The organism is Streptomyces sp. NPDC058457, assembly GCF_042720695.1.
Lineage (GTDB): Bacteria > Actinomycetota > Actinomycetes > Streptomycetales > Streptomycetaceae > Streptomyces.
The window spans coordinates 268329-291771 of record NZ_JBHXLU010000001.1; the positions used below are offsets into that span (position 1 = coordinate 268329).

The 23443-nt window shown below is 70.1% G+C and carries 20 protein-coding genes and 1 pseudogene; 15 read left to right on the forward strand and 6 right to left on the reverse strand.

Going from position 1 to position 23443, the window contains the following annotated elements:
- Positions 1 to 69: 69 nt before the first annotated feature.
- Entirely contained in the window at positions 70 to 222 is a 153-nt protein-coding gene (locus tag ACFWPS_RS01235; protein WP_383699526.1) for a hypothetical protein, read from the reverse strand.
- 106 nt (positions 223 to 328) lie between these two features.
- Here ACFWPS_RS01235 and ACFWPS_RS01240 point away from each other — a divergent pair.
- A pseudogene (locus ACFWPS_RS01240) lies at positions 329 to 526 on the forward strand (VapC toxin family PIN domain ribonuclease); the annotation flags it as partial.
- A 3-nt stretch (positions 527 to 529) separates the two neighbouring features.
- On the opposite strand, the gene ACFWPS_RS01245 reads toward ACFWPS_RS01240, so the two are convergent.
- Entirely contained in the window at positions 530 to 1612 is a 1083-nt protein-coding gene (locus tag ACFWPS_RS01245) for a hypothetical protein (RefSeq protein WP_383699528.1), read from the reverse strand.
- Between the two features lie 1029 nt (positions 1613 to 2641).
- On the opposite strand from ACFWPS_RS01245, the gene ACFWPS_RS01250 reads away from it, so the two are divergent.
- The 9 genes from ACFWPS_RS01250 to ACFWPS_RS01290 all read left to right on the forward strand — a co-directional run bounded on the left by ACFWPS_RS01250 (position 2642) and on the right by ACFWPS_RS01290 (position 10652).
- Entirely contained in the window at positions 2642 to 3841 is a 1200-nt protein-coding gene (locus ACFWPS_RS01250; protein WP_383699529.1) for a tyrosine-type recombinase/integrase, read from the forward strand.
- A gap of 30 nt (positions 3842 to 3871) precedes the next feature.
- Positions 3872 to 5191 (forward strand): 4-carboxymuconolactone decarboxylase, encoded by a 1320-nt coding sequence (gene pcaC / locus ACFWPS_RS01255; protein WP_383699531.1) that lies wholly within the window; start codon positions 3872 to 3874, stop codon positions 5189 to 5191.
- Between the two features lie 128 nt (positions 5192 to 5319).
- Complete coding sequence (locus tag ACFWPS_RS01260) at positions 5320 to 5955, forward strand: MBL fold metallo-hydrolase (RefSeq protein WP_383699533.1); 636 nt, start codon at positions 5320 to 5322, stop codon at positions 5953 to 5955.
- Between the two features lie 63 nt (positions 5956 to 6018).
- The gene (locus tag ACFWPS_RS01265; RefSeq protein WP_383699535.1) at positions 6019 to 6798 is read left to right on the forward strand and encodes an exodeoxyribonuclease III; all 780 of its coding nucleotides are present in this window, start codon (positions 6019 to 6021) and stop codon (positions 6796 to 6798) included.
- 16 nt (positions 6799 to 6814) lie between these two features.
- The gene (locus ACFWPS_RS01270; protein WP_089107738.1) at positions 6815 to 7222 is read left to right on the forward strand and encodes a DUF6278 family protein; all 408 of its coding nucleotides are present in this window, start codon (positions 6815 to 6817) and stop codon (positions 7220 to 7222) included.
- A gap of 221 nt (positions 7223 to 7443) precedes the next feature.
- Positions 7444 to 8187: an amino acid ABC transporter ATP-binding protein gene (locus tag ACFWPS_RS01275; protein WP_383699537.1), complete on the forward strand. Its 744-nt coding sequence runs from the start codon at positions 7444 to 7446 to the stop codon at positions 8185 to 8187.
- A gap of 16 nt (positions 8188 to 8203) precedes the next feature.
- Positions 8204 to 9151, forward strand: a complete 948-nt coding sequence (locus ACFWPS_RS01280; protein WP_383699539.1) for a glutamate ABC transporter substrate-binding protein — start codon at positions 8204 to 8206, stop codon at positions 9149 to 9151.
- An 11-nt stretch (positions 9152 to 9162) separates the two neighbouring features.
- Positions 9163 to 9807: an amino acid ABC transporter permease gene (locus ACFWPS_RS01285; protein ID WP_383699541.1), complete on the forward strand. Its 645-nt coding sequence runs from the start codon at positions 9163 to 9165 to the stop codon at positions 9805 to 9807.
- Entirely contained in the window at positions 9804 to 10652 is an 849-nt protein-coding gene (locus ACFWPS_RS01290) for an amino acid ABC transporter permease (protein ID WP_383699543.1), read from the forward strand. Before ACFWPS_RS01285 ends, ACFWPS_RS01290 begins: the two co-directional genes overlap by 4 nt.
- Before the next feature lie 43 nt (positions 10653 to 10695).
- On the opposite strand, the gene ACFWPS_RS01295 is transcribed toward ACFWPS_RS01290, so the two are convergent.
- Positions 10696 to 12264 (reverse strand): CocE/NonD family hydrolase, encoded by a 1569-nt coding sequence (locus tag ACFWPS_RS01295; RefSeq protein ID WP_383699545.1) that lies wholly within the window; start codon positions 12262 to 12264, stop codon positions 10696 to 10698.
- A gap of 116 nt (positions 12265 to 12380) precedes the next feature.
- Positions 12381 to 13145, reverse strand: coding sequence for a hypothetical protein (locus ACFWPS_RS01300; protein WP_383699547.1), 765 nt, complete (start codon positions 13143 to 13145; stop codon positions 12381 to 12383).
- 143 nt (positions 13146 to 13288) lie between these two features.
- On the opposite strand from ACFWPS_RS01300, the gene ggt reads away from it, so the two are divergent.
- Positions 13289 to 15082 (forward strand): gamma-glutamyltransferase, encoded by a 1794-nt coding sequence (gene ggt, locus ACFWPS_RS01305; RefSeq protein WP_383699549.1) that lies wholly within the window; start codon positions 13289 to 13291, stop codon positions 15080 to 15082.
- 54 nt (positions 15083 to 15136) lie between these two features.
- On the opposite strand, the gene ACFWPS_RS01310 is transcribed toward ggt, so the two are convergent.
- Both ACFWPS_RS01310 and map read right to left on the reverse strand, forming a co-directional pair.
- Positions 15137 to 17677: an ATP-dependent Clp protease ATP-binding subunit gene (locus ACFWPS_RS01310; protein WP_383699551.1), complete on the reverse strand. Its 2541-nt coding sequence runs from the start codon at positions 17675 to 17677 to the stop codon at positions 15137 to 15139.
- Positions 17678 to 18280: 603 nt separating this feature from the next.
- Entirely contained in the window at positions 18281 to 19060 is a 780-nt protein-coding gene (gene map, locus ACFWPS_RS01315) for a type I methionyl aminopeptidase (RefSeq protein WP_383699553.1), read from the reverse strand.
- Positions 19061 to 19104: 44 nt separating this feature from the next.
- On the opposite strand from map, the gene ACFWPS_RS01320 reads away from it, so the two are divergent.
- From ACFWPS_RS01320 to ACFWPS_RS01335, 4 genes are all read left to right on the forward strand, one after another.
- Positions 19105 to 19356: a helix-turn-helix transcriptional regulator gene (locus ACFWPS_RS01320; RefSeq protein ID WP_351707725.1), complete on the forward strand. Its 252-nt coding sequence runs from the start codon at positions 19105 to 19107 to the stop codon at positions 19354 to 19356.
- Between the two features lie 126 nt (positions 19357 to 19482).
- A complete protein-coding gene (locus ACFWPS_RS01325; protein WP_383699555.1) occupies positions 19483 to 20964 on the forward strand; it encodes a hypothetical protein in 1482 nt (493 codons plus the stop codon).
- Positions 20965 to 21128: 164 nt separating this feature from the next.
- The gene (locus ACFWPS_RS01330; RefSeq protein ID WP_383699557.1) at positions 21129 to 21971 is read left to right on the forward strand and encodes a nitrilase-related carbon-nitrogen hydrolase; all 843 of its coding nucleotides are present in this window, start codon (positions 21129 to 21131) and stop codon (positions 21969 to 21971) included.
- On the forward strand, positions 21968 to 23251 hold the full coding sequence (locus tag ACFWPS_RS01335; RefSeq protein WP_383699559.1) for an aspartate aminotransferase family protein: 1284 nt from the start codon (positions 21968 to 21970) through the stop codon (positions 23249 to 23251). Before ACFWPS_RS01330 ends, ACFWPS_RS01335 begins: the two co-directional genes overlap by 4 nt.
- Positions 23252 to 23443 lie beyond the last annotated feature (192 nt).

Below are 23443 nucleotides of genomic sequence, written 5' to 3' on the forward strand. Positions count from 1 at the left end.
AGCCCGACACGATGACCAAGACCGGCGGCTTGCCTGGCCGTTGCCGAGCGGGACGCCCACCGGCGGGAATCACGGGTCGCACGGTGCGAGCTCGCCGGGCTGGTAGACAGTCCCCGAGACCGGGTTCACCGGCGGATAGGAAGACCGCAGTTCACGCGACCGGTCCCGCAGGATCATCAGCACCCGCTCCCAGCCGATCGTGCGGCAGACCCGGGAGTGCATCCCGGGCGTGCGTCAGCGTGCGGAGCGCAATCGGTGGACGGCACGGCGATCTTGCACGCTGGGGGCGATCGCGGGGAACTGCGTGAGTACGTCAAACTAAGCCATCATGGCTGCGGGGCTCCCGATGATGTCCCCGCTGCTGCTCTCGGAGATCGACCACGTCGCCACGCGCGAGCTCGGCCGTGAAGCTGCGCTCAGCGCGGTCGACGACATCCGACATTGGGTGCGACGAGGCCGTGTCGTTCTGTCCGAGATCACGGATGATCATCTGGGTGTCACCCAGTCGGTGCGCGCCCGCTATCGCGGCTCAGGGGCCGTAGGGGCTCCAGTGCCCGAGGAAGGGCCTTAGGTCGTCGGCTCGTGGTTCGGGGATGTCGGGTAGTCGGGGTGGTGTGTGCAATGGGTCGAGACGCTCGACGGTGGAAGCTGCCCAGCTGATCCATGCTTCGGCTTCGGTTCTGGTCTGCCCCGGGGGCATGGCCTCGACTCGTGTGCGTACGGCGCTCAAGTACTCCGTCAGCCCGGTGGCGTGGCGCCATGCCGCTTCCTGCGCTTCAAAGTGTCTGAAGCGGTACGCCTCGGCGTACCGGACGCGGGCGTCTTCCATGGCGGCTTCCCAGCGGATGCGCTTCTGGCGTGCGGCTTCGATCTCGTCGAGACGTCTGCGTTCGGCGGCTTCGCCGCGAAGGGTGACCTCCTGTGCGATCTCGGCGAGCTGGTCTTCGAGGGAGTGGCCGGGGGCATCGGACCATTCGCTTGCCCGGTGCGGTTGGCCGCCGCTGAGGACGAAGCGGAGGCGTTCGGACGGCGTGTAGTCGAAGCGGGGGATCCTGATCCACGAGTGCTTCTTGGCGTCGGCGAGTTCCTTCTCGGTGGCGACGTGCTCGGTCCGGTCCTGTTCCTGGAGGACGAGGAACCCCACGGGCTGGCCCTGTGCGGTAATGGTGAAGTGGGGAGACGCTCTGCGGCGGCGGTGAGACGGGGGCGCGAAGCCGGTCGCTCCCGCCGAACTGGAATGTCCTTCGGCCTCGGCAGCGGTGATCAGTGCCTGGATGAGCCGGAGAGCACGTCCTTGGACGGGCCTGGTCAGGCCCAGCGGCTGTTGTTCGTTCTGCATGGCCCGGACCACGGTGTGCGGGCGGGTGAGCCGGGCGGGCACAGGGACGGGTTGGAGGACGGCAAGGCGCCAGGCGGGGATGTCGACGAGCTTGATCTCGTACCCGCCACGGCACCAACCCCCGTACAGCTCCTTCGTCTCCGGAATCCTTCCGGATCTGCGTGCCGCGGCGATCCGGGACGGCCACTTCTCCAGGTCCGGACCGCTGCCGGGCTTGACGATCTGGCCGCCTGCCTCCGCGAGCTCTTGCAGCAGCTGCTCCGTGAACGTCACGCGACGCTGTGGAGGAGGGCTTGGCTTTCGCGCGGAGGTCGGGGTCTCCTGCGCTTGGGGGGACGGGGGTTGTGGAGCGGCGGCCTGGGTCTTCCGTGGGCGCGATTCACGGGGAGGGTATGTGCCGTGCGCCAGGTAGTGCCGGCCGGTGCTTGTCAGGGCGACGTTCCACTGCCCACTCTTCCGGGAGACCAGGACCAGGCCGCGGTTCTGCAGTGCCTGACAGGTGGTTTTGTAGGAGCTGGTCTTCCAAACGCTGGCAGGGCACCCGTCTTCCACCCACTTCAGCACCGAGAGTTGCCGCTCATTGACCTGCCGTTTCAATGGCCCGCCTTCGACTTGAGGTTGACGTGCGACGGCGGCATGGTGTCAGTTCCGTTTGTCGGTGGCGGGTGGTTCGAAACCATTTCGCCCGAACGAGCGAAGGCTGACGTGGGCCGTGAGCCCCTTCCAGGGGTTGCGGTGACGGGACAACGAAGCCCCAGGTAGATGGGTTGTCGGCTGACAGCAACCTTCTCCGCCTAGAGCCCAGAGTCATGGCCCACCCAATCGGACTGCATCTGTCCACTTCCGTGCTGCGACTGCTGCGGCGTGGGTTGGCCGCTCGGCGATGACGGATCGGCGCCCGGCGGCGGCTGACCTACAGCCGTCAGGCGCTGACGACCCTGGCCCACCTGCGCTGCAACCCAGGCGACCGCGTGCGTGAAGTCGGCGACCCGGGTCCGGTTCGGGGCCGGGGCGACGAAGTCCCGGTTGACACGGTCTGGGGCTCGTCCGGCGGTCGGATCGGTGATCGTCGTGATCACCCTTTGTCGCCGACGGTACCGGTGATGCCGAGTTCGCGCATGAGGCGCTTGACTGCGCGGCGGGCCACGGGCCCAGGGAGGCGGGGTGTGCCCCTTATAGCAGATGGTTCCCGGTTACCGAAACCGGGAAGCGTGCGGACGATTGAAGCAGTTCGCAGCCGGAGGCCCCTTGCGGGGCACCGGTATGGACGCAGCGAGCAGTGTTGTGAGGCAAGGAGAGTGAGTGGTTCTGTCCGTTCCTATCAAGAAGCTGTCGCCGAACGCGAAGGGGCAGGTTCGGTATCGCTTCGTGGTCGATGTCGGACGCGACCCCGAAACCGGGAAGCGTAAGCAGCTGACCCGGACGTTTGCCACCCTGAGAGAAGCGAAGGTCGCCTACGCGTATCTCACGCACCGTCGCTACGAAGGGACGCTCGTGGCGCCCAACAACATCACCGTGGATGAGTGGCTTGACCAGTGGATCGCCGAGAAGGCCGAAGACCTGGAAGAGACCACCATCAACAGCTACAAAGCGACTCTGGACCGCGTGCGGAGCAAACTGGGGTGTATCAGGCTTCAGGGCCTGGTTGAGGGCGACGTCAGGGCGTGGATGGAGTGGGCGCTACGGGAAGGCCGGGCACGGACCGGCAGGGCAGGTGCCGGCCTGGGCGTGATCTCGGTCGAGATGTCTCTCGCGCGGCTGAAGGACGCGCTGAACCGTGCGGTGAAGCGGCATCTGGTCGCCGTGAACGTCGCCCAGGAGGTGACGATCCCACGGAAGACGCGCAAGGCGGAGCGCTTGACGAAGACGGTGGCGTTGCCTTGGACCGAAGCGGAAGTCCATTCCTTCGTGCTTGCCGTGCAGGACGATCGGCTACATGCCCCGCTGCTGCTCTCACTGATGGGGCTGCGTCCGGCGGAGGTCTGCGGTCTGCGCTGGTCCGACATCGACCTGGACAAGGGCACCGTGAGCGTCATCAACACGCGGACGATGATGGGGAACAGGACGGTGGTGGAGAAGAGCGCGAAGTCCGCTGCCGGCGAGCGGCTGCTTCCATTGCCCGCGATGGTCAGTGATGGCCTCAAGCACTTCGCCGCTGTGCAGTCCGCGGAGGAGGTCGCGGCGGGAGCGTCGTATGAGGGCAGCGGGTACGTGTTCGTGGACGAGCTCGGCAGGGCGCTCAACGGGAAGTGCCTGCGCGAGAGGGCCTACAAGATCATGGCTCGGAACCAGGTGCGGCGTGTCCGTTTGTACGATGCGCGCGCGAGTTGTCTTACGTATCTCGCGAACCACGGGGTTCCGGATCATCTCCTGGCGCGGTGGGCGGGGCACACCAACGTCAAGACCACGAAGCAGTGGTACGTGAAGCCGGATGTGGAGGATCTCCGTCCGGCGGCGGCCGCATGGGGAGGTCTGGCGGGGGTGCCCACCCCCCTCGCCTGATGAAGACGTGAGATGTGGGAGCGTGAGCGGGTGAGCGAGACACCACCGAACACTCTGCAATACCGCTTTGACGGGCCAGAAGACGCCCCTGTCCTGGTCCTGGGCAATTCCCTCGCCACTACATGGCACATGTGGGACCGGCAGATCCCGGAGCTGATCCAGCAGTGGCGGGTCTTCCGCTACGACCTGCCCGGGCACGGCGGTGCCCCGGCGCATCCGGCCGGTGCCGTGGCCGAGCTGACCGCCCGGCTGCTGGCCACGCTGGACTCCTTCGGAGTGCAGCGCTTCGGCTACGCGGGCTGCGCACTCGGCGGTGCCGTCGGCGTCGAGCTGGCCCTGCGGCACCCGGAGCGGATCGCCTCGCTGGCGCTGGTCGCCACCTCGCCCCGGTTCGGGACGGCGGACGAGTTCCGGCAGCGCGGGGTGATCGTACGGACGAACGGCCTCGACCCGATCGCCCGGACCTCGCCCGACCGCTGGTTCACCGGCGGGTTCGCCGCCGCCCAGCCCGCGATCACCGAGTGGGCCGTCCAGATGGTCCGCACCACCGACCCCGGCTGCTACATCGCCGCCTGCGAGGCCCTGGCCGGCTTCGACGTACGGCACGAACTCGCCCGGATCGGCGTCCCCACGCTCGTCCTGGTCGGCTCGGACGACCAGGTCACCGGCCCCGCCGAGGCCCGCACCCTGGTCGCCGGGATCCGGGACGCCCGGCTCGCGGTGGTACCCGGCGCCTCGCACCTGGTCCCGGTCGAACAGCCCGCCGCCGTCACCGAGCTGCTGGTGCGGCACTTCTCCGCCGCCTGGCAGCCCGCCTACGACTCGACCACCGGCCAGATGGCCATCCCGGCGGCCCCGGTCAAGCCGGTCCTGCTCGCGGCGCCCCAGGCCGTGCCGCAGGTCGCGCCCCAGGTCACGCCGATCGCCGAGATCGCCCCGCCCGTCGTGTCGCCGCAGCCACTCGGGCGGCCCGACCCGTACGACGCGGGGCTGAAGGTCCGCCGGGAGGTGCTCGGGGACGCGCACGTGGACCGGGCGCTGGCACAGGCCGACGAGTTCTCCGGTGACTTCCAGGAGTTCGTCACCCGCTACGCGTGGGGCGAGATCTGGGACCGGCCGGGCCTCGACCGGCGCTCGCGCAGCTGTGTCACGCTCACCGCGCTGGTCGCCGGCGGCCACCTGGAGGAGCTGGGCTTCCACGTCCGGGCGGCGCTGCGCAACGGCCTCACCCCGGGCGAGATCAAGGAAGTACTGCTGCAGGCGGCGGTGTACTGCGGGGTGCCGGCCGCGAACAGCGCGTTCCGGGTGGCCCAGCAGGTCATCCGCGAGGAGACCACTCCCGAGGGCTGAGGGGCTCCCCGGGACCGGGGGGCTCCCCGGGGACCGGGGATCGAGGACCGGGGATCGAGGACCGGGGATCGAGGACCGAGGGCCGGGGATCGAGGACCGAGGGCCGGGGCGGGGGCAGGATGGTGACCATGAAGCTCACCAAGAAGTCCCACGCGTGCGTGCGCCTGGAGAAGGACGGGCGTGTGCTCGTCCTCGACCCCGGAGGGTTCAGCGAGGAGGACGCGGCCGTCGGCGCGGACGCGATCCTGATCACCCACGAGCACCCCGACCACTTCGACGAGAGCCGGCTGCGGGCCGCGCTGGACGCCGACCCGGCCGCCGAGATCTGGACTCTGAAGTCCGTCGCCGACCAGCTCGCGGCGGCCTTCCCGGGCCGCGTGCACACCGTCGGCCACGGCGACACCTTCACCGCCGCCGGCTTCGACGTCCAGGTGCACGGCGAGCTGCACGCGGTGATCCACCCGGACATCCCGCGCATCACCAACGTCGGCTACCTGATCGACGGCGGCAAGGTCTTCCACCCGGGCGACGCCCTCACCGTGCCCGACCACCCCGTCGAGACGCTGATGCTCCCGGTGATGGCCCCCTGGAACAAGATCTCCGAGGTCATCGACTACGTCCGCGAGGTGAAGCCGCGGCGCGCCTACGACATCCACGACGCCCTGCTCACCGACCTGGCCCGGCCGATCTACGACCGCCAGATCGGCGCCCTGGGCGGCGCGGACCACCAGCGGCTGGCGCCGGGGGCCTCGGCGGACGTCTGAGGCCGGAGGCCTGGGCCGGTTGTCGCGGGCCCGTTGTCAGAGGGGCCCGGTAGGTTGTGGGGCATGCGCATCGCGACCTGGAACGTGAACTCGATCACCGCCCGCCTGCCGAGGCTCCTCGCCTGGCTGGAGAGCAGCGGCACCGACGTGCTCTGCCTCCAGGAGGCCAAGGTCGCCGAGGAGCAGTTCCCGTTCGAGCCGCTGCGCGAGCTGGGCTACGAGGCGGCGGTGAACGCCACCGGGCGGTGGAACGGCGTGGCGGTGCTGTCGAAGGTCGGCCTGGAGGATGTCGTCAAGGGGCTGCCCGGCGACCCCGGCTATGACGGCAGTGTGGAGCCCCGCGCGATCTCGGCGACCTGCGGCCCGGTCCGCGTCTGGTCGGTGTACGTGCCCAACGGCCGCGAGGTGGACCACCCGCACTACGCCTACAAGCTCCAGTGGTTCGAGGCGCTTCAGGCCGCCGTCGCCGGGGACGCGGGCGGTAGCCGCCCCTTCGCCGTCCTCGGCGACTACAACGTGGCGCCGGCCGACGACGACGTCTTCGACACGGCCGCCTTCGAGGGCCTCACCCATGTCACCCCGGCCGAGCGCGCCGCGCTCACCGCGCTGCGCGGGACCGGCCTGACCGACGTCGTCCCGCGCCCGCTGAAGTACGACCACCCGTACACCTACTGGGACTACCGCCAGCTCGCCTTCCCCAAGAACCGCGGCATGCGCATCGACCTCGTGTACGGCAACGAGCCGTTCGCCAAGGCCGTCAAGGACGCCTACGTCGACCGCGAGGAGCGCAAGGGCAAAGGCGCATCCGATCATGCCCCGGTGGTGGTGGACCTGGAGGTCTGAGTGTCAACCTGGGACCATGAACATCCCCTTCCTGGGTAACAGGCACGGCAAGACCGGTGACGTCCCGCACACCGCCGACCCCGATCTGCTCGCCGAGTGCGAGCTCCTGCGCGCCCAGGCGGCCGAGGAGGGTGTCGCGCTCGACGACACCCCGGCCTCGCTGGAGGCCCTCGACCAGCTGCTCCCGCGCTGGCGGGACGACGAGGAGACCCTGACCTGGCTCGGCACCGACGCCGGTCTGTATCTGGGCACCGTCCTGACCCGGACCGTGCCCGGCGCCGAGTGGGAGATCCGGGCGGACGGAGAGCCGGTCGTACGGCTCGCGTCCGGGCGGGAGTTCGAGGTCGTCGAGTCGGGACACGACTGGGCCGCGAGCGGGGTTCCCGAGCTCTCGCAGCTCTACGCGGAGGTCGCCGAGGCCTGAACGACGGCCGCCCGCGCGGCGACGGAGACGGCGATGAAGTCGGCTGTCACGACGGCTGTGACGACGGCTGTGACGACGACTGTCACGGCCGCTGTCCCGACAGCCATAAAGACGGCTTAAATACGGCTAATGCCCGAAAGGTGCGTGTCGTGCCTCAAGGTCACCCGCAGCTGGATAGTTTGCGGCAACCACGACACAGCTGAGAGCGGGTAGGGCTGCGGATGGCCGTCGATCCTCTGATCGAACTGCGGGACGTCAACAAGTACTACGGCGAGCTCCATGTCCTCCAGGACGTCGATCTCACCGTCGGCAAGGGAGAGGTGGTCGTGGTCATCGGCCCCTCGGGGTCGGGAAAGTCGACGCTGTGCCGGACGATCAACCGCCTGGAGACCATCGAGTCCGGCACGATCACCCTCGACGGGCAGCCGCTGCCCCAGGAGGGCAAGGCCCTCGCGAAGCTCCGCGCCGAGGTCGGCATGGTCTTCCAGTCCTTCAACCTGTTCGCCCACAAGACCGTCCTGCAGAACGTCTCCCTCGCCCAGATCAAGGTCCGCAGGCGCAAGAGGGACGAGGCCGACCGGCGCTCGCGTGAACTCCTCGACCGTGTGGGCCTGCTGGCGCACGCGGAGAAGTACCCCGCACAGCTCTCCGGCGGCCAGCAGCAGCGGGTGGCCATCGCCCGTGCCCTCGCCATGGAACCCAAGGCCCTCCTCTTCGACGAACCCACCTCCGCCCTCGACCCCGAGATGATCAACGAGGTCCTGGAGGTCATGCGACAGCTCGCCCGGGACGGCATGACCATGGTCGTCGTCACCCACGAGATGGGGTTCGCCCGCTCCGCGGCCCATCGGGTCGTCTTCATGGCGGACGGCCGCATCGTCGAGGACCGCACCCCGGAGGAGTTCTTCACCGCCCCGCGCAGCGAGCGCGCCAAGGACTTCCTGTCCAAGATCCTCAAGCACTGAGCGGGGAGCGCCACCCATGGTCCGTACCCCTCGTGTGCCCGCCGCCCGTGTGCCCGCAGCCCTGCTCACGGCGCTGCTCGTCGCCGTCGCCGTCGCCGGATTCGGCCTCGTCGGCTGCGGCAAGGAGGGCAGCCCGCCGCGGAAGGGCCCCGCGGCCGACCGGCTCCCCGTCTACCAGGTCTCGCAGGGCTTCCAGTTGCCCGACTCCCCGACCTGGACCCGGGCGAAGAAGCGCGGCCACTTCGTCGTCGGCGTCAAGGAGGATCAGCCCTACCTCGGTGAGCGGGACCCGGCCACCGGCGTCTACTCGGGCTTCGACATCGAGATCGCCAGGATGATGTCCGCCTCCCTCGGCCTCGACCCGAAGACGATCCGCTTCCGGACCATCGCCTCCGCCAACCGCGAGACCGCTCTGCAGAACGGCCAGATCGACTTCTACGTCGGTACATACACCATCAACGACAACCGAAAGAAGCTCGTCGGCTTCGCCGGGCCGTACTACATGGCGGGCCAGTCCCTCCTTGTCCGCCGGGACGAGAACGACATCCACGGCCCGCAGGACCTCGCCGGCAAACGCGTCTGTTCGGCGGCCGGTTCGACGCCGTACCAGCGGATCAGGACCGACTTCCCGAAGGCGGTCCTCGTCGCCTACGACACCTACTCCGTCTGCGTCGACAACCTGCTCACCTACCAGGTCGACGCCGTCACCACCGACGACGCCATCCTCATCGGCTACGCGGCGAAGGCCCCCGGCGAACTCAAGGTCGTCGGCAGGCCCTTCTCCGAGGAGCCGTACGGCATCGGCGTCCCCCGCGGCGACACCGCCCTGCGCTTCGCGATGGACGACGCACTGGAGGCACGTGAGAAGAACGGCGACTGGAAGAAGGCGTACGAGGCGACGCTCGGCCTGTCCGGCGTACCCGCCCCGAAACCGCCCCCGATCGACCGCTATCCCGCGAGCTGAGCGAGGACGGCATGGACGTACTGACAGACAACTTCCACACGTACGCCGAGGGTTTCCTCGGCACTCTCGAACTGACCGTCTACTCCTCGGCGCTGGCCCTTCTCCTCGGCTTCCTGATGGCGTCCTTCCGGGTCGCGCCCGTCGGCTCCCTGCGCATCTTCGGCACGGCCTGGGTCACCGTGCTCCGCAACACCCCGCTCACGCTGCTGTTCTTCGCGGTGCTGCTCGGCCTGCCCCGCTTCGGACTGGTCCTGCCCTTCAAGGTGTTCGCGATCCTCGCCCTCGGCTGCTACACCTCCGCCTTCGTCTGCGAGGCACTGCGCTCCGGCATCAACACCGTGCCCAGGGGACAGGGCGAGGCGGCCCGCAGCCTCGGCATGACCTTCGGGCAGACCCTCCAACTGGTGATCCTGCCCCAGGCGTTCCGGTCGGTCATCCCGCCGGTCGGCTCCACCCTCATCGCGCTCGCCAAGAACTCCGCGATCGCGGGCGCCTTCAGCGTCACCGAACTCCTCGGCACCTACCGGACACTGAGCGAGCTCGGCTACAACATCGTCTGGACGTTCGTCTGGATCGCCGTCGGCTACCTGATCATCACCCTCGCCATCAGCGCCTTGTTCCACCTGATGGAGCGCGCGTGGGGAGTCGCCCGATGAGCGGGACCACCGCGCTCTACGACATCCCGGGACCCGCCACCAGAAGACGGCACACGGTATACGGCATCCTGGCGACGGCCGTCATCCTCGCCCTGCTCGCCTGGATCCTGTATCTCCTCTTCGACACCGGCCAGTTCACGTACACGAAGTGGATGCCCTTCGCCTACCAGGGAATCCAGGAACTCCTCCTGCGTGGCCTGGGCAACACGCTCAAGGCCTTCGCGATGGCAGCCGTCCTCTCCCTCGCGCTGGGCGGGCTGCTCGCCACCGGACGGCTCTCCGAGCACCGCCCGGTGCGCTGGGCGGCCACCGTCGTCGTGGAGTTCTTCCGTGCCATGCCCGTCCTGGTGATGATCTTCTTCGTCTTCGTGGCGCTGAAGGTCCAGCCCCTGCCCGCGCTGGTCGCCGGACTCACCCTCTACAACGGCTCGGTGCTCGCGGAGGTGTTCCGCTCCGGGGTGAACAGCGTCGAACGCGGCCAGCGGGAGGCCGCGTTCGCGCTGGGCATGCGCAAGACCCAGGTCATGTCGTACGTCCTGGTCCCGCAGGCCGTACGGGCCATGCTGCCGGCCATCATCAGCCAGCTCGTGGTGGCCCTGAAGGACACCTCGCTGGGCTATCTCATCACCTACGAGGAGTTCCTCCATGCCGGGAAACTGATCGCGTCGAACCTCGACTACGATTTGCCCTTCATCCCTGTGGTGATGGTGATCTCGCCGATCTACATCGGGATGTGCATGTTGCTCTCGTGGTTCGCCGGCTGGGTGGCCAGGCGGGAGCAGCACAGTCCCAGGACCGGGGCCGCCGAGGTGGCACCGGCCGAACCGGGGACGCTGCTGCCGTAGGGGGCAGCAGCCAGGGCCAGGCCCGGCCGGCGGCAGCCGGAGATCACTGCTCGCGCAGCGGAACGGACACGTACGACGGGTCGTCCACCGGCGAGGAGAAGGTCAGCTGCGCGCCGGACGGGTTGTGCTCGATGTAGAGCGGGTCCACGGTGTCGACCACCAGCGCGAGCCGGTGCCCGGCGGGCACGTCGTAGGCCGTGGCGAACAGGTCGAGGTCGACGTCGAAGGCCTTGCGGGGCGTCCGGCCGTGCCAGGTGTACGGCGCGTTGGTGACCAGTTTGCCGAGGCCGAGCGGCCCCACGTCGTAGAGGTAGGCGACGAGGGTGCCGCTCTCGGCGGTCGGGGTGAGGGTGGTGTGCAACCGGGCGGTGCCGCGCACCTGTTGCGCGGCCGCGTACCGCCCGGACTGCCAGACGGCGGCCCAGCGCCGGGGCAGCAGCGGGATCGAGGCGACCGGCGGCAGCTGGGCGACCTGGTCGAGGATGCTGGACAGGAAGACGATCCCGCCGTCCGCGCCCGAGTCGACGTTCGCGTGCACGGTGGCCGTGCCCGCCAGGTCGATCTTCCGCCGCGTGGCGCCGACCGACTTCCAGTCCGGATAGCCCTCGTAGCCGCCCGTGGAACGGGACTTGAGCTCCACGGGCTGCTCTCGGTCGATCCCGTTGTCCGCGCCCTTGAGGTAGCGGTCGAACCAGCGCTCGGTGTCTGTCCACACGTCGTTGGGCAGCCCGAACAGTCCGGTCAGCTCGGCGGTGGCGTGGTCGCCGGGGCGCAGTTCAAGCCGTTTGGGCCCGGTCAGCCTGCCGTAGAAGTCGGCGATCTGGTTGGGCGGGAAGATCGTGTCGCCCCAGGCGTTGGCGAGCATGATCGCCGCGCCGTTCTTGTTGATCTGGTCGACATAGGTCGCGGCGGAACGTTTCTTTCCCCAGTCGATCAGTTCCTGTTCCTTGGACGGGTCGGCGGCGAAGAAGTCCTTGAGGGCCTGGCTGGTCTCCGCGCTCGGGCGGCCGGTGACGAGGCCGACACCGTCAAGGAGGGCGGTCGCCTGGGAGTGCTCGGTGCGGCCCGAGTAGATCGAGTCGATCAGGTCGGCCCAGCCGCTGAGCGAGGCGACCGCCTTGATCCGCTTGTCGTGTGCGGCCGCGAGCAGGCTGATGCCGGCGCCGTACGACACGCCGGCCATGCCGATGTGCCCGGCGTCGGACGGGGTGTTGGCGAGCGCCCAGTCGATCACCTTGGACGCGTCGGCCACATCGGGCGGGCCCGCCACCTCTATCTCGCCGCCGGACTGCCAGAAGCCCCGGACGTTGTAGGCCACCACCACATAGCCGGAGTCGGCGAGCTTCTGGGCCTGGGCCAGGTACTGGACCTGGGGGAAACCCCAGCTCGTGGGCATGACGAGCAGCGGGTAGCGATGCGAGCCGTCGGAGCTCGCGGGCGTGACGACGTTCGCCTTGAGCGTCGTACCGCCGTCGCCGGTGATGTCGACGAATCGGACGCCGTTCGTGGCGGCCTGGGCGGCGGGGGTGAACCCGAGGACGCCTCCGGCGATCAGGGTCGCGGAGACGGCGCCCACGGCGGTCGTACGCAGGGCCTTGCGATGGGTTCCCACAGGTCACTCCCCATACGTGTCAATGCAAAGTGACCCGACGGTAACCGCGACCTCTTACCGTAAGTAACCCGTCGGTAAGTTACGTGCCAGTAACGATTGTTGAAGGGTGCAGCTATTCAGGAGGCGCGGTGCGAGGCGGGTGCGGTGTCGGTCGCGGCGGGCGGCAGCGGCGCCTGGGCGGCCCGGGTGACGTCGGAGACGAGTTCGACCACGTCAGGGCCGTACGCCTGCGAGTTGACGACCTTGAGGAGCAGCACGAAGGAGTTGTTGCCGTGCTTGCGGGCGAGCCGCTCGTGGTTGCGGGCGAGGTAGCGGGTGGCCGCCTGGTTGGTGATCGCGCGCTGCCCGCAGAAGAGGAACACCGGTCGGGCGTCCGGGCGTTGGCCGGCGGTCAGGCGGGCCAGCAGCACGTACTCCGTGATGCCCGGATCCAGCCGGTAGCGCTCGGTGCCGATCTGGAAGGCGCCGCGGTCCGGGCCCGGCTCCGGGTCGATGTTGACGCGGATGCCGGGCAGCATCGCGGACATGTGAGCGAGCATGCGGCGATTCGACCCGGGACCTCCGACGCAGAACTCGGTCCGTTCGCCGAAGCCCTGCTGGACGTTGTCCTGGGTCACCATCTGGAGGTTCGCGCCGCAGTCCTTGATCAGCGCGGCCAGCTCCAGGAGCGCGAACACGTCGAAACGGTGGACCGCCGGTTCGGACGTGGCCGGATCGCGGTTGACGACCAGCAGCGACTCCGAGTTCTCCGGCAGTCCGAAGAAGGCCTGCTTGCGACGCAGGCCGCGACGCCACAGGGAGGTGCGGGCCAGCCAGCCGAGCGCCGCGCTGATGCCGGCCGCCACGACGCCGAGGATAATGTTGCGCAGGTCGTCATTCATGGGCGCGCATGTTAGCGGTCACAGGTGGCCGGAACGTACCGGTGTTCGAAGTGTGGCAGTCATATGACAGTGCCCTGAATGTGGCTGTCGGGGCTGCGGCCCCGTCGATACGCTGCGCGGACGTTCCGGAACTGGAGGTGCGGATGCGTCGCCCTGTCGCGCGGAAACTGACCGTCCTGGCGGTCTCGGCCGCGGTGGTGTCGGTGGGGGCGGCAGCGCCTCCCGCCCCCGGCGGTGCCACCGTCGCGAAAACCCCGGTGGCCGTCGGCTACGGCGGTGCCGTCGCCAGCGTCGACGCGGACGCCACCGCCGCCGGTATCGAGGTGCTCCGCAAGGGCGGCAACGCGGTCGACGCGGCCGTCGCGACCGCCGCCGCGCTCGGTGTCACCGAGCCCTACTCCTCCGGCATCGGAGGCGGCGGCTACTTCGTCTACTACGACGCCAAGTCCCGTACCGTGCACACGATCGACGGCCGCGAGACCGCGCCGCTGACCGCCGACTCCAACCTGTTCGTGGAGAACGGCAAGCCGCTCGCCTTCGCCGACGCCGTGAGCAGCGGACTGAGCGTCGGGACGCCGGGGACGCCGGCCACCTGGCAGACGGCGCTGAACCAGTGGGGGAGCGAGCGGCTTTCCACGGTGCTGAAACCGGCCGAGCGGATCGCCGGCAACGGGTTCGTCGTCGACGACACCTTCCGGACGCAGACCGCCGCGAACGAGACACGGTTCCGGTACTTCCCCGACACGGCGAAGCTCTTCCTGCCGGGCGGCCAGCTGCCGGTGGTGGGCTCCACCTTCAAGAACCCGGAACTCGCCCGGACTTACAAGGAGCTGGGGAAGAAGGGGGTCGCGGACGTCTACCAGGGCGACCTCGGCAAGGACATCGTGTCGACGGTCGACAACCCGCCGGTGGACCCCGCTTCGGGCTGGAAGGCACGGTCGGGCAAGCTGTCTGCGAAGGATCTGGCCGCCTACCGGGCCAAGCTGCAGGCGCCCACCGAGACCGGGTACCGCGGGCTGAAGGTGTACTCGATCGCGCCGTCGTCGTCCGGCGGGACGACGGTCGGGGAGGCCCTCAACATCCTTGAGAACACCGACCTCTCCAAGGCCAGCGAGGTGCAGTACCTGCACCACTACATCGAGGCGAGCCGGATCTCGTTCGCCGACCGCGGGCGCTGGGTCGGCGACCCCGCGTTCGAGGACGTGCCGACGAAGGGGCTGCTGTCGCAGCGGTACGCCGACGAGCGGGCGAAGCTGATCAGCGACGACGCGGTGCTGACCAGCCCGGTCGCGCCGGGCGACCCGAACAACCCCGGGTCGACGGGTACGGCGGCGCCGACCACGTACGAGGGGGAGAACACGACGCACCTCACGGTCGCCGACAAGTGGGGGAACGTCGTCTCCTACACGCTGACCATCGAGCAGACCGGCGGCAGTGCGATCACCGTGCCGGGGCGCGGGTTCCTGCTCAACAACGAGCTGACCGACTTCTCGTTCACCCCGGCGAACCCCGCGGTGCACGACCCGAACCTGCCCGGGCCCGGGAAGCGGCCGCGGTCCTCCATCTCGCCGACGATCGTGCTGGACAAGGCCGACAAGCCGGTGGTGGCCGTGGGTTCGCCCGGTGGGGCGACCATCATCACCACCGTGCTCCAGGTGCTGACCGAGTTCCTGGACCGGCATCTGCCGCTGGTGGACGCGATCGCCGCGCCTCGGGCGTCGCAGCGGAACGCGGCGAAGACCGAGTTGGAACCGGCGCTGTACAACGACGCCGATCTGCGGGGGAAGTTGGAGGCCATCGGGCACTCGTTCTCGTTGAATCCCGAGATCGGGGCGGCTACCGGTGTGCAGCGGTTGCCGGGTGGGAAGTGGCTGGCGGCGGCTGAGACTGTGCGGCGGGGTGGGGGGTCCGCGCAGGTGGTGGATCCGGCTCCGTAGTTCGCAGGGTGCGGGTGCGTGGGGGCTGGTCGCGCAGTTCCCCGCGCCCCTGGGCTAGTTGTCCGTCCGGAACTCCAAGCGGCCGCTCGTTGCATCCACCGTCACTTCACTGCCCTCCGCGACCGTGCCGTCCAGGAGCAGCCGCGAGAGCTGGTTGTCCACTTCCCGTTGGATGGTCCGCCGCAGTGGCCGGGCACCGTACTCCGGCTGGTAGCCGTGTTCCGCGAGCCAGTTGACCGCCGCGTCCGTGAAGTGGGCCGTGACGCCCTGGGCGTGGAGCATGCGGCGGGTGTGTTCCAGCAGGAGTTCGGTGATCTGGTGCAGCTGCTCGCCGGTGAGCTGGCGGAAGACGACGATCTCGTCGATGCGGTTGAGGAACTCCGGGCGGAAGTGGTCCCGGAGCGGGCGCAGGACGCGTTCGCGGCGGGCCTCCTCCGTCGCCTCCTCGCCGCCGGGGCCGAAGCCGATGCCGGCGCCGCGCCTGGTGATCGCGTCCGAGCCCAGGTTGCTCGTCATCACGATGACCGTGTTGGTGAAGTCCACCGTGCGGCCCTGGGAGTCGGTCAGGCGGCCGTCGTCCAGGACCTGGAGCAGGATGTTGAAGACATCGGGATGGGCCTTCTCCACCTCGTCCAGGAGGAGGAGGGAGTACGGGTGGCGGCGGACGACCTCGGTGAGCTGGCCCGCCTCCTCGTGGCCGACGTAGCCGGGCGGGGCGCCCACCAGGCGGGAGACGGTGTGCCGCTCCTGGTACTCGCTCATGTCCAGGCGGACCATCCGGTCCTCGCTGCCGAACAGGGCCTCGGCGAGCGCGCGGGCCAGTTCGGTCTTGCCGACGCCGGTCGGGCCGAGGAAGAGGAAGCTGCCGATCGGGCGCTGGGGGCTGGCGAGCCCGGCGCGGGAGCGGAGCACGGCCTCGGCGACGGCGGCGACCGCCTCGTTCTGGCCGATGACCCGCTGGTGCAGATGCGCCTCCAGACCGAGCAGCCGTTCCTTCTCCTCCTGGGTGAGGCTGCTGACCGGGATGCCGGTCTGGCGCGAGACCACCTCGGCGATCGCCTCGGCCGTCACCTCCAGGTTCATCCCCTCGTCCACCTCGTCCTCGCCGGAGAGTTCGGTGGTGCGGGTCTTCAACTCGCCGATGCGGTCGCGTAGCTGGGTGGCGCGTTCGTACTGCTCGTCGGCGACCGCCTGGTCCTTGTCGCACGTGAGCCGCTCGATCTCGCGTTCCATCGCCCGTACGTCGCTGCCCTTGGTGCGGGCGCCGAGGCGGACCCGGGCGCCGGCCTGGTCGATCAGGTCGATCGCCTTGTCCGGCAGCCTGCGGTCGGTGAGGTAGCGGTCGGAGAGCTCGACGGCGGCTACCAGGGCCTCGTCCGTGTAGCGGACCTGGTGGTGGGCCTCGTAGCGGTCCCGCAGGCCGCGCAGGATCTCGATGGTGTCGGGGACCGTCGGCTCGGGCACCAGGATCGGCTGGAAGCGGCGGGCCAGGGCCGCGTCCTTCTCGATCTTGCGGAACTCCTCAAGGGTGGTCGCGCCCACGACGTGCAATTCGCCCCGGGCCAGCGCGGGCTTGAGGATGTTGGCCGCGTCCATGGCGCCGCCCTCGCCGCCGCCCCCGGCGCCGACGACGGTGTGCAGCTCGTCGATGAAGACGACCAGCTGGTCGGAGTGCGAGCGGATCTCGCCCACGATGTTGTTGAGCCGTTCCTCGAAGTCGCCCCGGAAGCGGGTGCCCGCGACCACACCGGGCAGGTCGAGGGCGACCACCCGGCGCCCGGCCAGCCCGTCCGGCACGTCCCCGTCGGCGATCCGCTGGGCCAGGCCCTCCACGATCGCCGTCTTGCCGACACCGGCGTCACCGATCAGTACGGGGTTGTTCTTGCCGCGCCGGGAGAGCACTTCGATGGTCTGCTCGATCTCGTCGTCGCGGCCGATCACCGGGTCGATGCGGCCCTCCCCGGCCAGCTCGGTCAGATCGCGGCCGTACTTGTCGAGGGTAGGCGTGCTGCTCGTACGGCGCCGGGTGTCCGGTCCGGCGAGCGAGCGGTCGGCCTCCGTGGTGTCCGGCGGCAGGCCGGCGGCGGCGAACCGGGCGGCGTTCAGGATGTGCCCGGCGGCCGAGTCCGGGTTGGCCGCGAGCGCGCCCAGCACATGCTCGGGACCGATGTATCCGGCCCCGCCGGCCCGGGCCAGGTCGTGCGCGTCCAGCAGGGCCCGCTTCACGGCCGGGGTGAGGGACAGCGAGGTCGGCGGGGGCGCTTCGCCGGGCGGGTGCTGGACCGGGCCCGCGCGGCCGTCGATCTCCGTCGCCAGCGAGTCGGGATCGGCGCCGGACCTGCTCAGCAGGGAGCGGGTGGGCTCCGCCGTGAGCGCCGCGCGCAGCAGGTGCTCGGTGTCGAGGTCCCGGCTGCCGTGCTCGGCGGCGTACTGGGCGGCGCCCTTGACCAGCTCCCTGGCCGGCTGGCTCAACAGCCTGCCGATGTCGATCTGCCGGGGACCCTGGCGGGCTCCGCCGCCACCGAAGAAGCGCGCGAGGAACTCCCCGAAGGGATCCTGTCCGTAGTCGCCCGGTCCGGGGTAGCCGCTGTTCATGAGCGTTCGTTCCGTTCCGGCGTCCCGGCGCCTTGGGGGACGCGCTCGCTGGTCGACGTGCCGGTCCACGCGGGTGCCCCTGCAGGGCCCGGTCACACCACCTTCGCACGCCCGCCGGAGGGGGGCACGTCCAGCCGTTCGGCCGGCGGGCCGACAGTGGGCCGCGTATTTCGCGGACCGCGGCCGCCCACCCGGCCGGAAAGAATTCACCGCCGGAACGGAACCGGACGCGACAACGCAATAACGCGGCAATTCATGTCTTTCTCGTGGTGCGGACCGGCGAAGGCGGGCCCACCTTTTCCGGTCCGCACCACGGGCAGCGTCATGTCATGTGATCAGCGGCCGTTGGTATTCGGCCGGGGCCGCCGCCGACCCTGGGGCGGAGGCGGCGGGGGCACCGGCTGCCGTCGCGTGGGCCGGGGGAACGGAACTCGCATGCGCACGTTTTCCATGAGAACTCCTTCGCTGATTGGGCGGCTGTTTCTCCGCCCGTCACGGATATGTATACGGGGGGAGTGCCGCCGTTGTTCAGCGTTCTGGAGAATTCATTTGTGCGACGCCGGACCGCATATTGCGATAAGAAATGCTCAGGAAAAACCTGTGTCAGTTCTTTGAGTTCCTGGCTGTGAGAACCCGCGGTCCCGCCTCCGTGATCGCCACCGAGTGCTCCACGTGGGCGGCCCGGGAGCCGTCGTTCGTGCGCAGGGTCCAGCCGTCGGGAGCCTCGTGGTAGCCGTCCCGGCCGCTGCCGATCAGCATGGGTTCGATCGCGAGGGCCATGCCGTGTCGGAGCGGGAAGCCGCGCCCGGGGCGGCCCTCGTTCGGCACCTCCGGGTCCTCGTGCATCCGGCGGCCGATGCCGTGCCCGCCGAAGCCCTGCGGGATGCCGTAGCCGGCCTCCCGGCACACCCGCCCGACCGCGTGCGCGATGTCGCCGGTGCGGTTGCCGACCACAGCCGCCGCGATGCCCGCCGCCAGCGCCCGCTCCGCCGTCTCGATCAGCCGTACGTCCGCCGCGCGCGGCTCGCCGACCGTGAAGCTGATCGCCGAGTCACCGGCCCAGCCGTCCAGTTCGGCGCCGCAGTCGATGGAGACCAGATCTCCGTCCCGCAGCCGGTACCCGGTCGGGATGCCGTGCACGATCGCGTCGTTCACGGACGCGCAGATCACGGCGGGGAACGGGGTGGGTGCGAACGAGGGCCGGTAGCCGAGGAAGGGGGAGGCGGCCCCGGCCTCGCGCAGCACCTCCCGCGCCACCTCGTCCAGTTCGAGGAGGGAGACGCCGATGCCGGCGGCCTCCCGTACGGCCGTCAGGGCCCGCCCGACGACCTGGCCCGCCGCGTACATGGCATCGATCGATGTGTCTGTCTTCAGTTCCACCATGCCAATTAATATACCGGCTTTCTCGACCGGGTTAGAATGACGGCATGGTACGTACCCCTCTCACCCCGGAAGAACGCGAACGCGGCGAGCGGCTCGGGCGGTTGCTGCGCGAGGCGCGCGGCGGCCGGAGCATGACCGAGGTGGCCGCCGCGGCGGGTATCTCGGCCGAGACCCTCCGCAAGATCGAGACCGGGCGGGCGCCGACCCCCGCCTTCTTCACCGTCGCCGCGCTGGCCCGCGCGCTGGGCCTGTCGATGGACGACCTGGTGGAACGCTGCGCCCTGGTCGTCGTATGACGCCCATCGGTCAAGATCGGGCAATGAGGACTCTGCGCGTCCGCTGAAAACTCCCCGTAGCAACCCCGTAACACAACTGGTGTTGCCTACGGAGCCGGAGTGTTCCGGTCTGGCGGGAGTCGAGCGATGACTGTGGATCAACTCCCCGGCCGGGTGCGGGAGTTCGCGAACTACCTGAACGCCCTGCTGGCGCGCCTGGACCAGGGCGGCGGCTGGTGCGCCGTCTTCTGGCAGCGTGACCCCGACGGTATGCAGGCCTGCCTCGGCGGGCGCGAGGTGCCGCCCTGGGACGTCGTGGAGGCGCTGCTCCAGGACGTCGCGACCGTCTACGGCCCCCAGGCCGCCGCCCGCGAGGCCGAGCAGGCCCGGCCGCTGCACGCCGACGCACTCACCGCCTACGACTCCCGGCCGGGCGCCGCCGAGGACCTGAGCGGCCGCCTCGACGGCATGCTCCGAGAACAGCGGTACACCGCCGAACGGCTGGCCCAGCTCGGCCGCGCCCTCGACTCCGCGCAGTCCCGTGAGGAGGCCGAGGCCCTGAGCGTCGACCTCGCCTGGGCCCGCGACGACCACGAACGGGCGACCGCCCGGTGCGCCGAACTCCGGGCCCGGATCGGCAGGCTGGAGCACCGGGCCGAACTCGCCGGACGACTGCGGAGCGCACGGACGACGCAGCGCGGGGGCGACGGGGCGCTGTTCCGCGCCGGCGGACCGGCGGCGGAGACCCCGGCGACGGCAGGGCCCTCCGCACCCGGCCGCCCGAACGGCACCACGCCCGACGAGGGCGCGACGGCATGGATCCCGGCCGCGGCTCCCGAGCCGGCCCCCACCCCTGCCCCTGCCCCGGTCCCGGATCCCGACCCGGTCCCGGCCAAGCAGCGCAAGCGGCGCCGGGGCAGTGCCCGGTTCGCCGGCATGGCCGAGGACGAGGCCGCGCCCACCGTCGTACCGCAGACGCCGCAGGCGTCCGCGTCCGCGCCCGCGGCCGGCACCGACCGCCGAACCCCGCGCGGTGCCCGGTTCGCCGGGGCCACCGAGGCGCCGGTGCGGCCGGAGCCGCCGACGGCCCAGCCCGACGAGGAAGCGGGGCGGGCCGTGGCGGCCGCCGTGGAGCGGCTCGTGCAGCTGCGGGCGGAGGGTCGCACCGGGGAGGCGCACGCGCTCCTGGCCGAGGCCGCGCACTGGGCCGCCGCCCGGTTCCCGCTGCTCGCGGACGCCCTCCAGCGGTCCGGGCTCGGCGCCGACTGGGCCACGCTGCTGTGGGAGGCGGCCTCACTGCCGCCCGCCCGGCTGGTCGCGGCCGCCGACGCCCTGACCGCCGCGGGCCGGACCGACGACGGCCGGCAGATCCTGCGCCAGGGCGTCGCCCGCCCCGCCACGGAGATCGGTGAGGCCGTCCTCGCCCTGGACACGGAGGGCCGCCACCGCGAGGCCCGGGCCCTGCTGGACACCTACGTCCAGGTCCGCACCCCGGAGGAGGCGGCCCACAGCGCGGAACCGGATCCCCAGCGCATGGTGCCCCTGCTGCTCCGTTCGGCGCAGTCGGTCTCGGACCAGCGCCACTGGGACCTGCTGCACGCACTGCGGGTGGCCGGCCTCGCCTCCTGAGGCCCGACCCGCCGTGCCGGAGCCCCCGCACTCCTCCACCAGGGTAGGAAACGTGATCGACTCGGCGGCTTAACGACGATGGTCTTGGCAAGGACTCCAAGGAGGCCTACTTTCGTCCCTCTACGGGCGTAGAGGCCTCTGACGACCCGCCGAAGGAGCAGCTCATGGCCAACGTCGTACGCGCCGCTCTGGTCCAGGCCACCTGGACCGGCGACACCGAGTCCATGGTGGCGAAACACGAGGTGTACGCCCGCGAGGCGGCCCGCCAAGGCGCGAAGATCATCGGATTTCAGGAAGTCTTCAACGCCCCCTACTTCTGCCAGGTCCAGGAACCCGAGCATTACCGCTGGGCCGAGCCGGTCCCGGACGGCCCCACCACCCGCCGTATGCAGGAACTCGCACGCGAGACCGGCATGGTGATCGTCGTCCCGGTCTTCGAGGTCGAGCAGTCCGGCTTCTACTACAACACCGCCGCCGTGATCGACGCCGACGGCACCGTTCTCGGCAAGTACCGCAAGCACCACATCCCGCAGGTCAAGGGCTTCTGGGAGAAGTACTACTTCAAGCCCGGGAACGCCGGCTGGCCGGTCTTCGACACCGCCGTCGGCAGGGTCGGCGTATACATCTGCTACGACCGCCACTTCCCGGAGGGCTGGCGGCAACTCGGCCTCAACGGCGCCCAGTTGGTCTACAACCCGTCGGCCACCTCGCGTGGCCTGTCGGCCTACCTCTGGCAGCTGGAGCAACCGGCCGCCGCCGTCGCCAACGAGTACTTCGTCGCCGCCATCAACCGGGTGGGCCAGGAGGAGTACGGGGACAACGATTTCTACGGGACGAGCTATTTCGTCGATCCACGTGGGCAGTTCGTGGGGGAGGTCGCGAGCGACAAGGGCGAGGAACTCGTCGTCCGCGACCTCGACTTCGACCTGATCGACGAGGTGCGGCAACAGTGGGCCTTCTACCGCGACCGCCGTCCCGACGCCTACGAAGGGCTGGTACAGCCGTGAACGACCTCTTCGCCCGCCACCGCCAGGTCCTGCCGGACTGGCTGGCCCTCTACTACGACGAGCCCCTGGAGATCACCCACGGCGAGGGACGGCACGTCTGGGACGCGAACGGCAACCGCTACCTCGACTTCTTCGGCGGCATCCTCACCACGATGACCGCGCACGCGCTTCCCGAGGTCACGAAGGCGGTGAGCGAGCAGGCCGGCCGGATCATCCACTCCTCCACGCTCTACCTCAACCGCCCGATGGTCGAACTCGCCGAGCGTATCGCCCAGTTGAGCGGCATCCCGGACGCCCGGGTCTTCTTCACCACCTCCGGCACCGAGGCCAACGACACGGCGCTGCTGCTGGCGACGACCTACCGGCGCACCAACACCGTCCTGGCGATGCGCAACAGCTACCACGGCCGCTCCTTCAGCGCGGTCGGCATCACCGGCAACAAGGGCTGGTCCCCGACCTCCCTCTCCCCGCTCCAGACGCTGTACGTGCACGGCGGCGTCCGCACCCGCGGCCCGTTCGCCGAGCTCGACGACCGTGAGTTCATCGCGGCCTGCGTCGACGACCTGCGTGACCTCCTCGGCCACACCCGCCCCCCGGCCGCGCTGATCGCCGAGCCCATCCAGGGCGTCGGCGGCTTCACCTCCCCGCCCGACGGGCTGTACGCGGCCTTCCGCAAGGTCCTCCAGGAGCAGGGCATCCTCTGGATCGCCGACGAGGTGCAGACCGGCTGGGGCCGCACCGGCGAGCACTTCTGGGGCTGGCAGGCGCACGGCCAGAGCGGCCCGCCGGACATCCTCACCTTCGCCAAGGGCATCGGCAACGGCAGCTCCATCGGGGGTGTGGTGGCCCGCGCCGAGATCATGAACTGCCTGGACTCCAACAGCATCTCGACGTTCGGCGGCACCCAGATCACCATGGCCGCGGGCCTCGCCAACCTGTCCTACCTCCTGGAACACGACCTCCAGGGCAACGCCCGCCGCGTCGGCGGCCTTCTCATCGAACGCCTCCGCGCGGCCGCCGCCCAACTGCCCGGCGTACGCGAGGTCCGGGGCCGCGGCCTCATGATCGGCGTCGAACTGGTCAAGCCCGGCACCGACGAGGCCGACCCCAAGTCCGCCTCGGCCATTCTGGAAGCGGCCCGCGAGGGCGGCCTCCTGATCGGCAAGGGCGGCGGCCACAACACGAGCGCCCTGCGCATCGCCCCGCCGTTGTCCTTGACGGTTGCGGAGGCGGAAGAGGGCGCGGCAATCCTGGAACAGGCGTTGCGGAGCGCCTACTAGGCGACCCGCCGGAAGTGCTGCGACCTGCCGTGTGTCGACTGCGGCGCCGTCGTGGCTGGTCGCGCAGTTCCCCGCGCCCCTAAAGGGGCGCCGTGCAGCCCCCTGCTTTTAGGGGCGCGGGACTGCATTTGATATGCGGCTACCGCCGCGTGGGCGCGACCAGCCCCCACCGGCCCGCAGTTCCCATCGCAC

Coding starts and splice junctions, on each gene's coding strand:
- ACFWPS_RS01235 (WP_383699526.1), bottom strand. CDS start 222: ATGCACTCCCGGGTCTGCCGCACGATCGGCTGGGAGCGGGTGCTGATG.
- ACFWPS_RS01260 (WP_383699533.1), top strand. CDS start 5,320: ATGAAGCTCACCAAGAAGTCCCACGCGTGCGTGCGCCTGGAGAAGGAC.
- ACFWPS_RS01265 (WP_383699535.1), top strand. CDS start 6,019: ATGCGCATCGCGACCTGGAACGTGAACTCGATCACCGCCCGCCTGCCG.
- ACFWPS_RS01270 (WP_089107738.1), top strand. CDS start 6,815: ATGAACATCCCCTTCCTGGGTAACAGGCACGGCAAGACCGGTGACGTC.
- ACFWPS_RS01275 (WP_383699537.1), top strand. CDS start 7,444: ATGGCCGTCGATCCTCTGATCGAACTGCGGGACGTCAACAAGTACTAC.
- ACFWPS_RS01280 (WP_383699539.1), top strand. CDS start 8,204: ATGGTCCGTACCCCTCGTGTGCCCGCCGCCCGTGTGCCCGCAGCCCTG.
- ACFWPS_RS01285 (WP_383699541.1), top strand. CDS start 9,163: ATGGACGTACTGACAGACAACTTCCACACGTACGCCGAGGGTTTCCTC.
- ACFWPS_RS01290 (WP_383699543.1), top strand. CDS start 9,804: ATGAGCGGGACCACCGCGCTCTACGACATCCCGGGACCCGCCACCAGA.
- ACFWPS_RS01300 (WP_383699547.1), bottom strand. CDS start 13,145: ATGAATGACGACCTGCGCAACATTATCCTCGGCGTCGTGGCGGCCGGC.
- ggt (WP_383699549.1), top strand. CDS start 13,289: ATGCGTCGCCCTGTCGCGCGGAAACTGACCGTCCTGGCGGTCTCGGCC.
- ACFWPS_RS01310 (WP_383699551.1), bottom strand. CDS start 17,677: ATGAACAGCGGCTACCCCGGACCGGGCGACTACGGACAGGATCCCTTC.
- map (WP_383699553.1), bottom strand. CDS start 19,060: ATGGTGGAACTGAAGACAGACACATCGATCGATGCCATGTACGCGGCG.
- ACFWPS_RS01320 (WP_351707725.1), top strand. CDS start 19,105: ATGGTACGTACCCCTCTCACCCCGGAAGAACGCGAACGCGGCGAGCGG.
- ACFWPS_RS01325 (WP_383699555.1), top strand. CDS start 19,483: ATGACTGTGGATCAACTCCCCGGCCGGGTGCGGGAGTTCGCGAACTAC.
- ACFWPS_RS01330 (WP_383699557.1), top strand. CDS start 21,129: ATGGCCAACGTCGTACGCGCCGCTCTGGTCCAGGCCACCTGGACCGGC.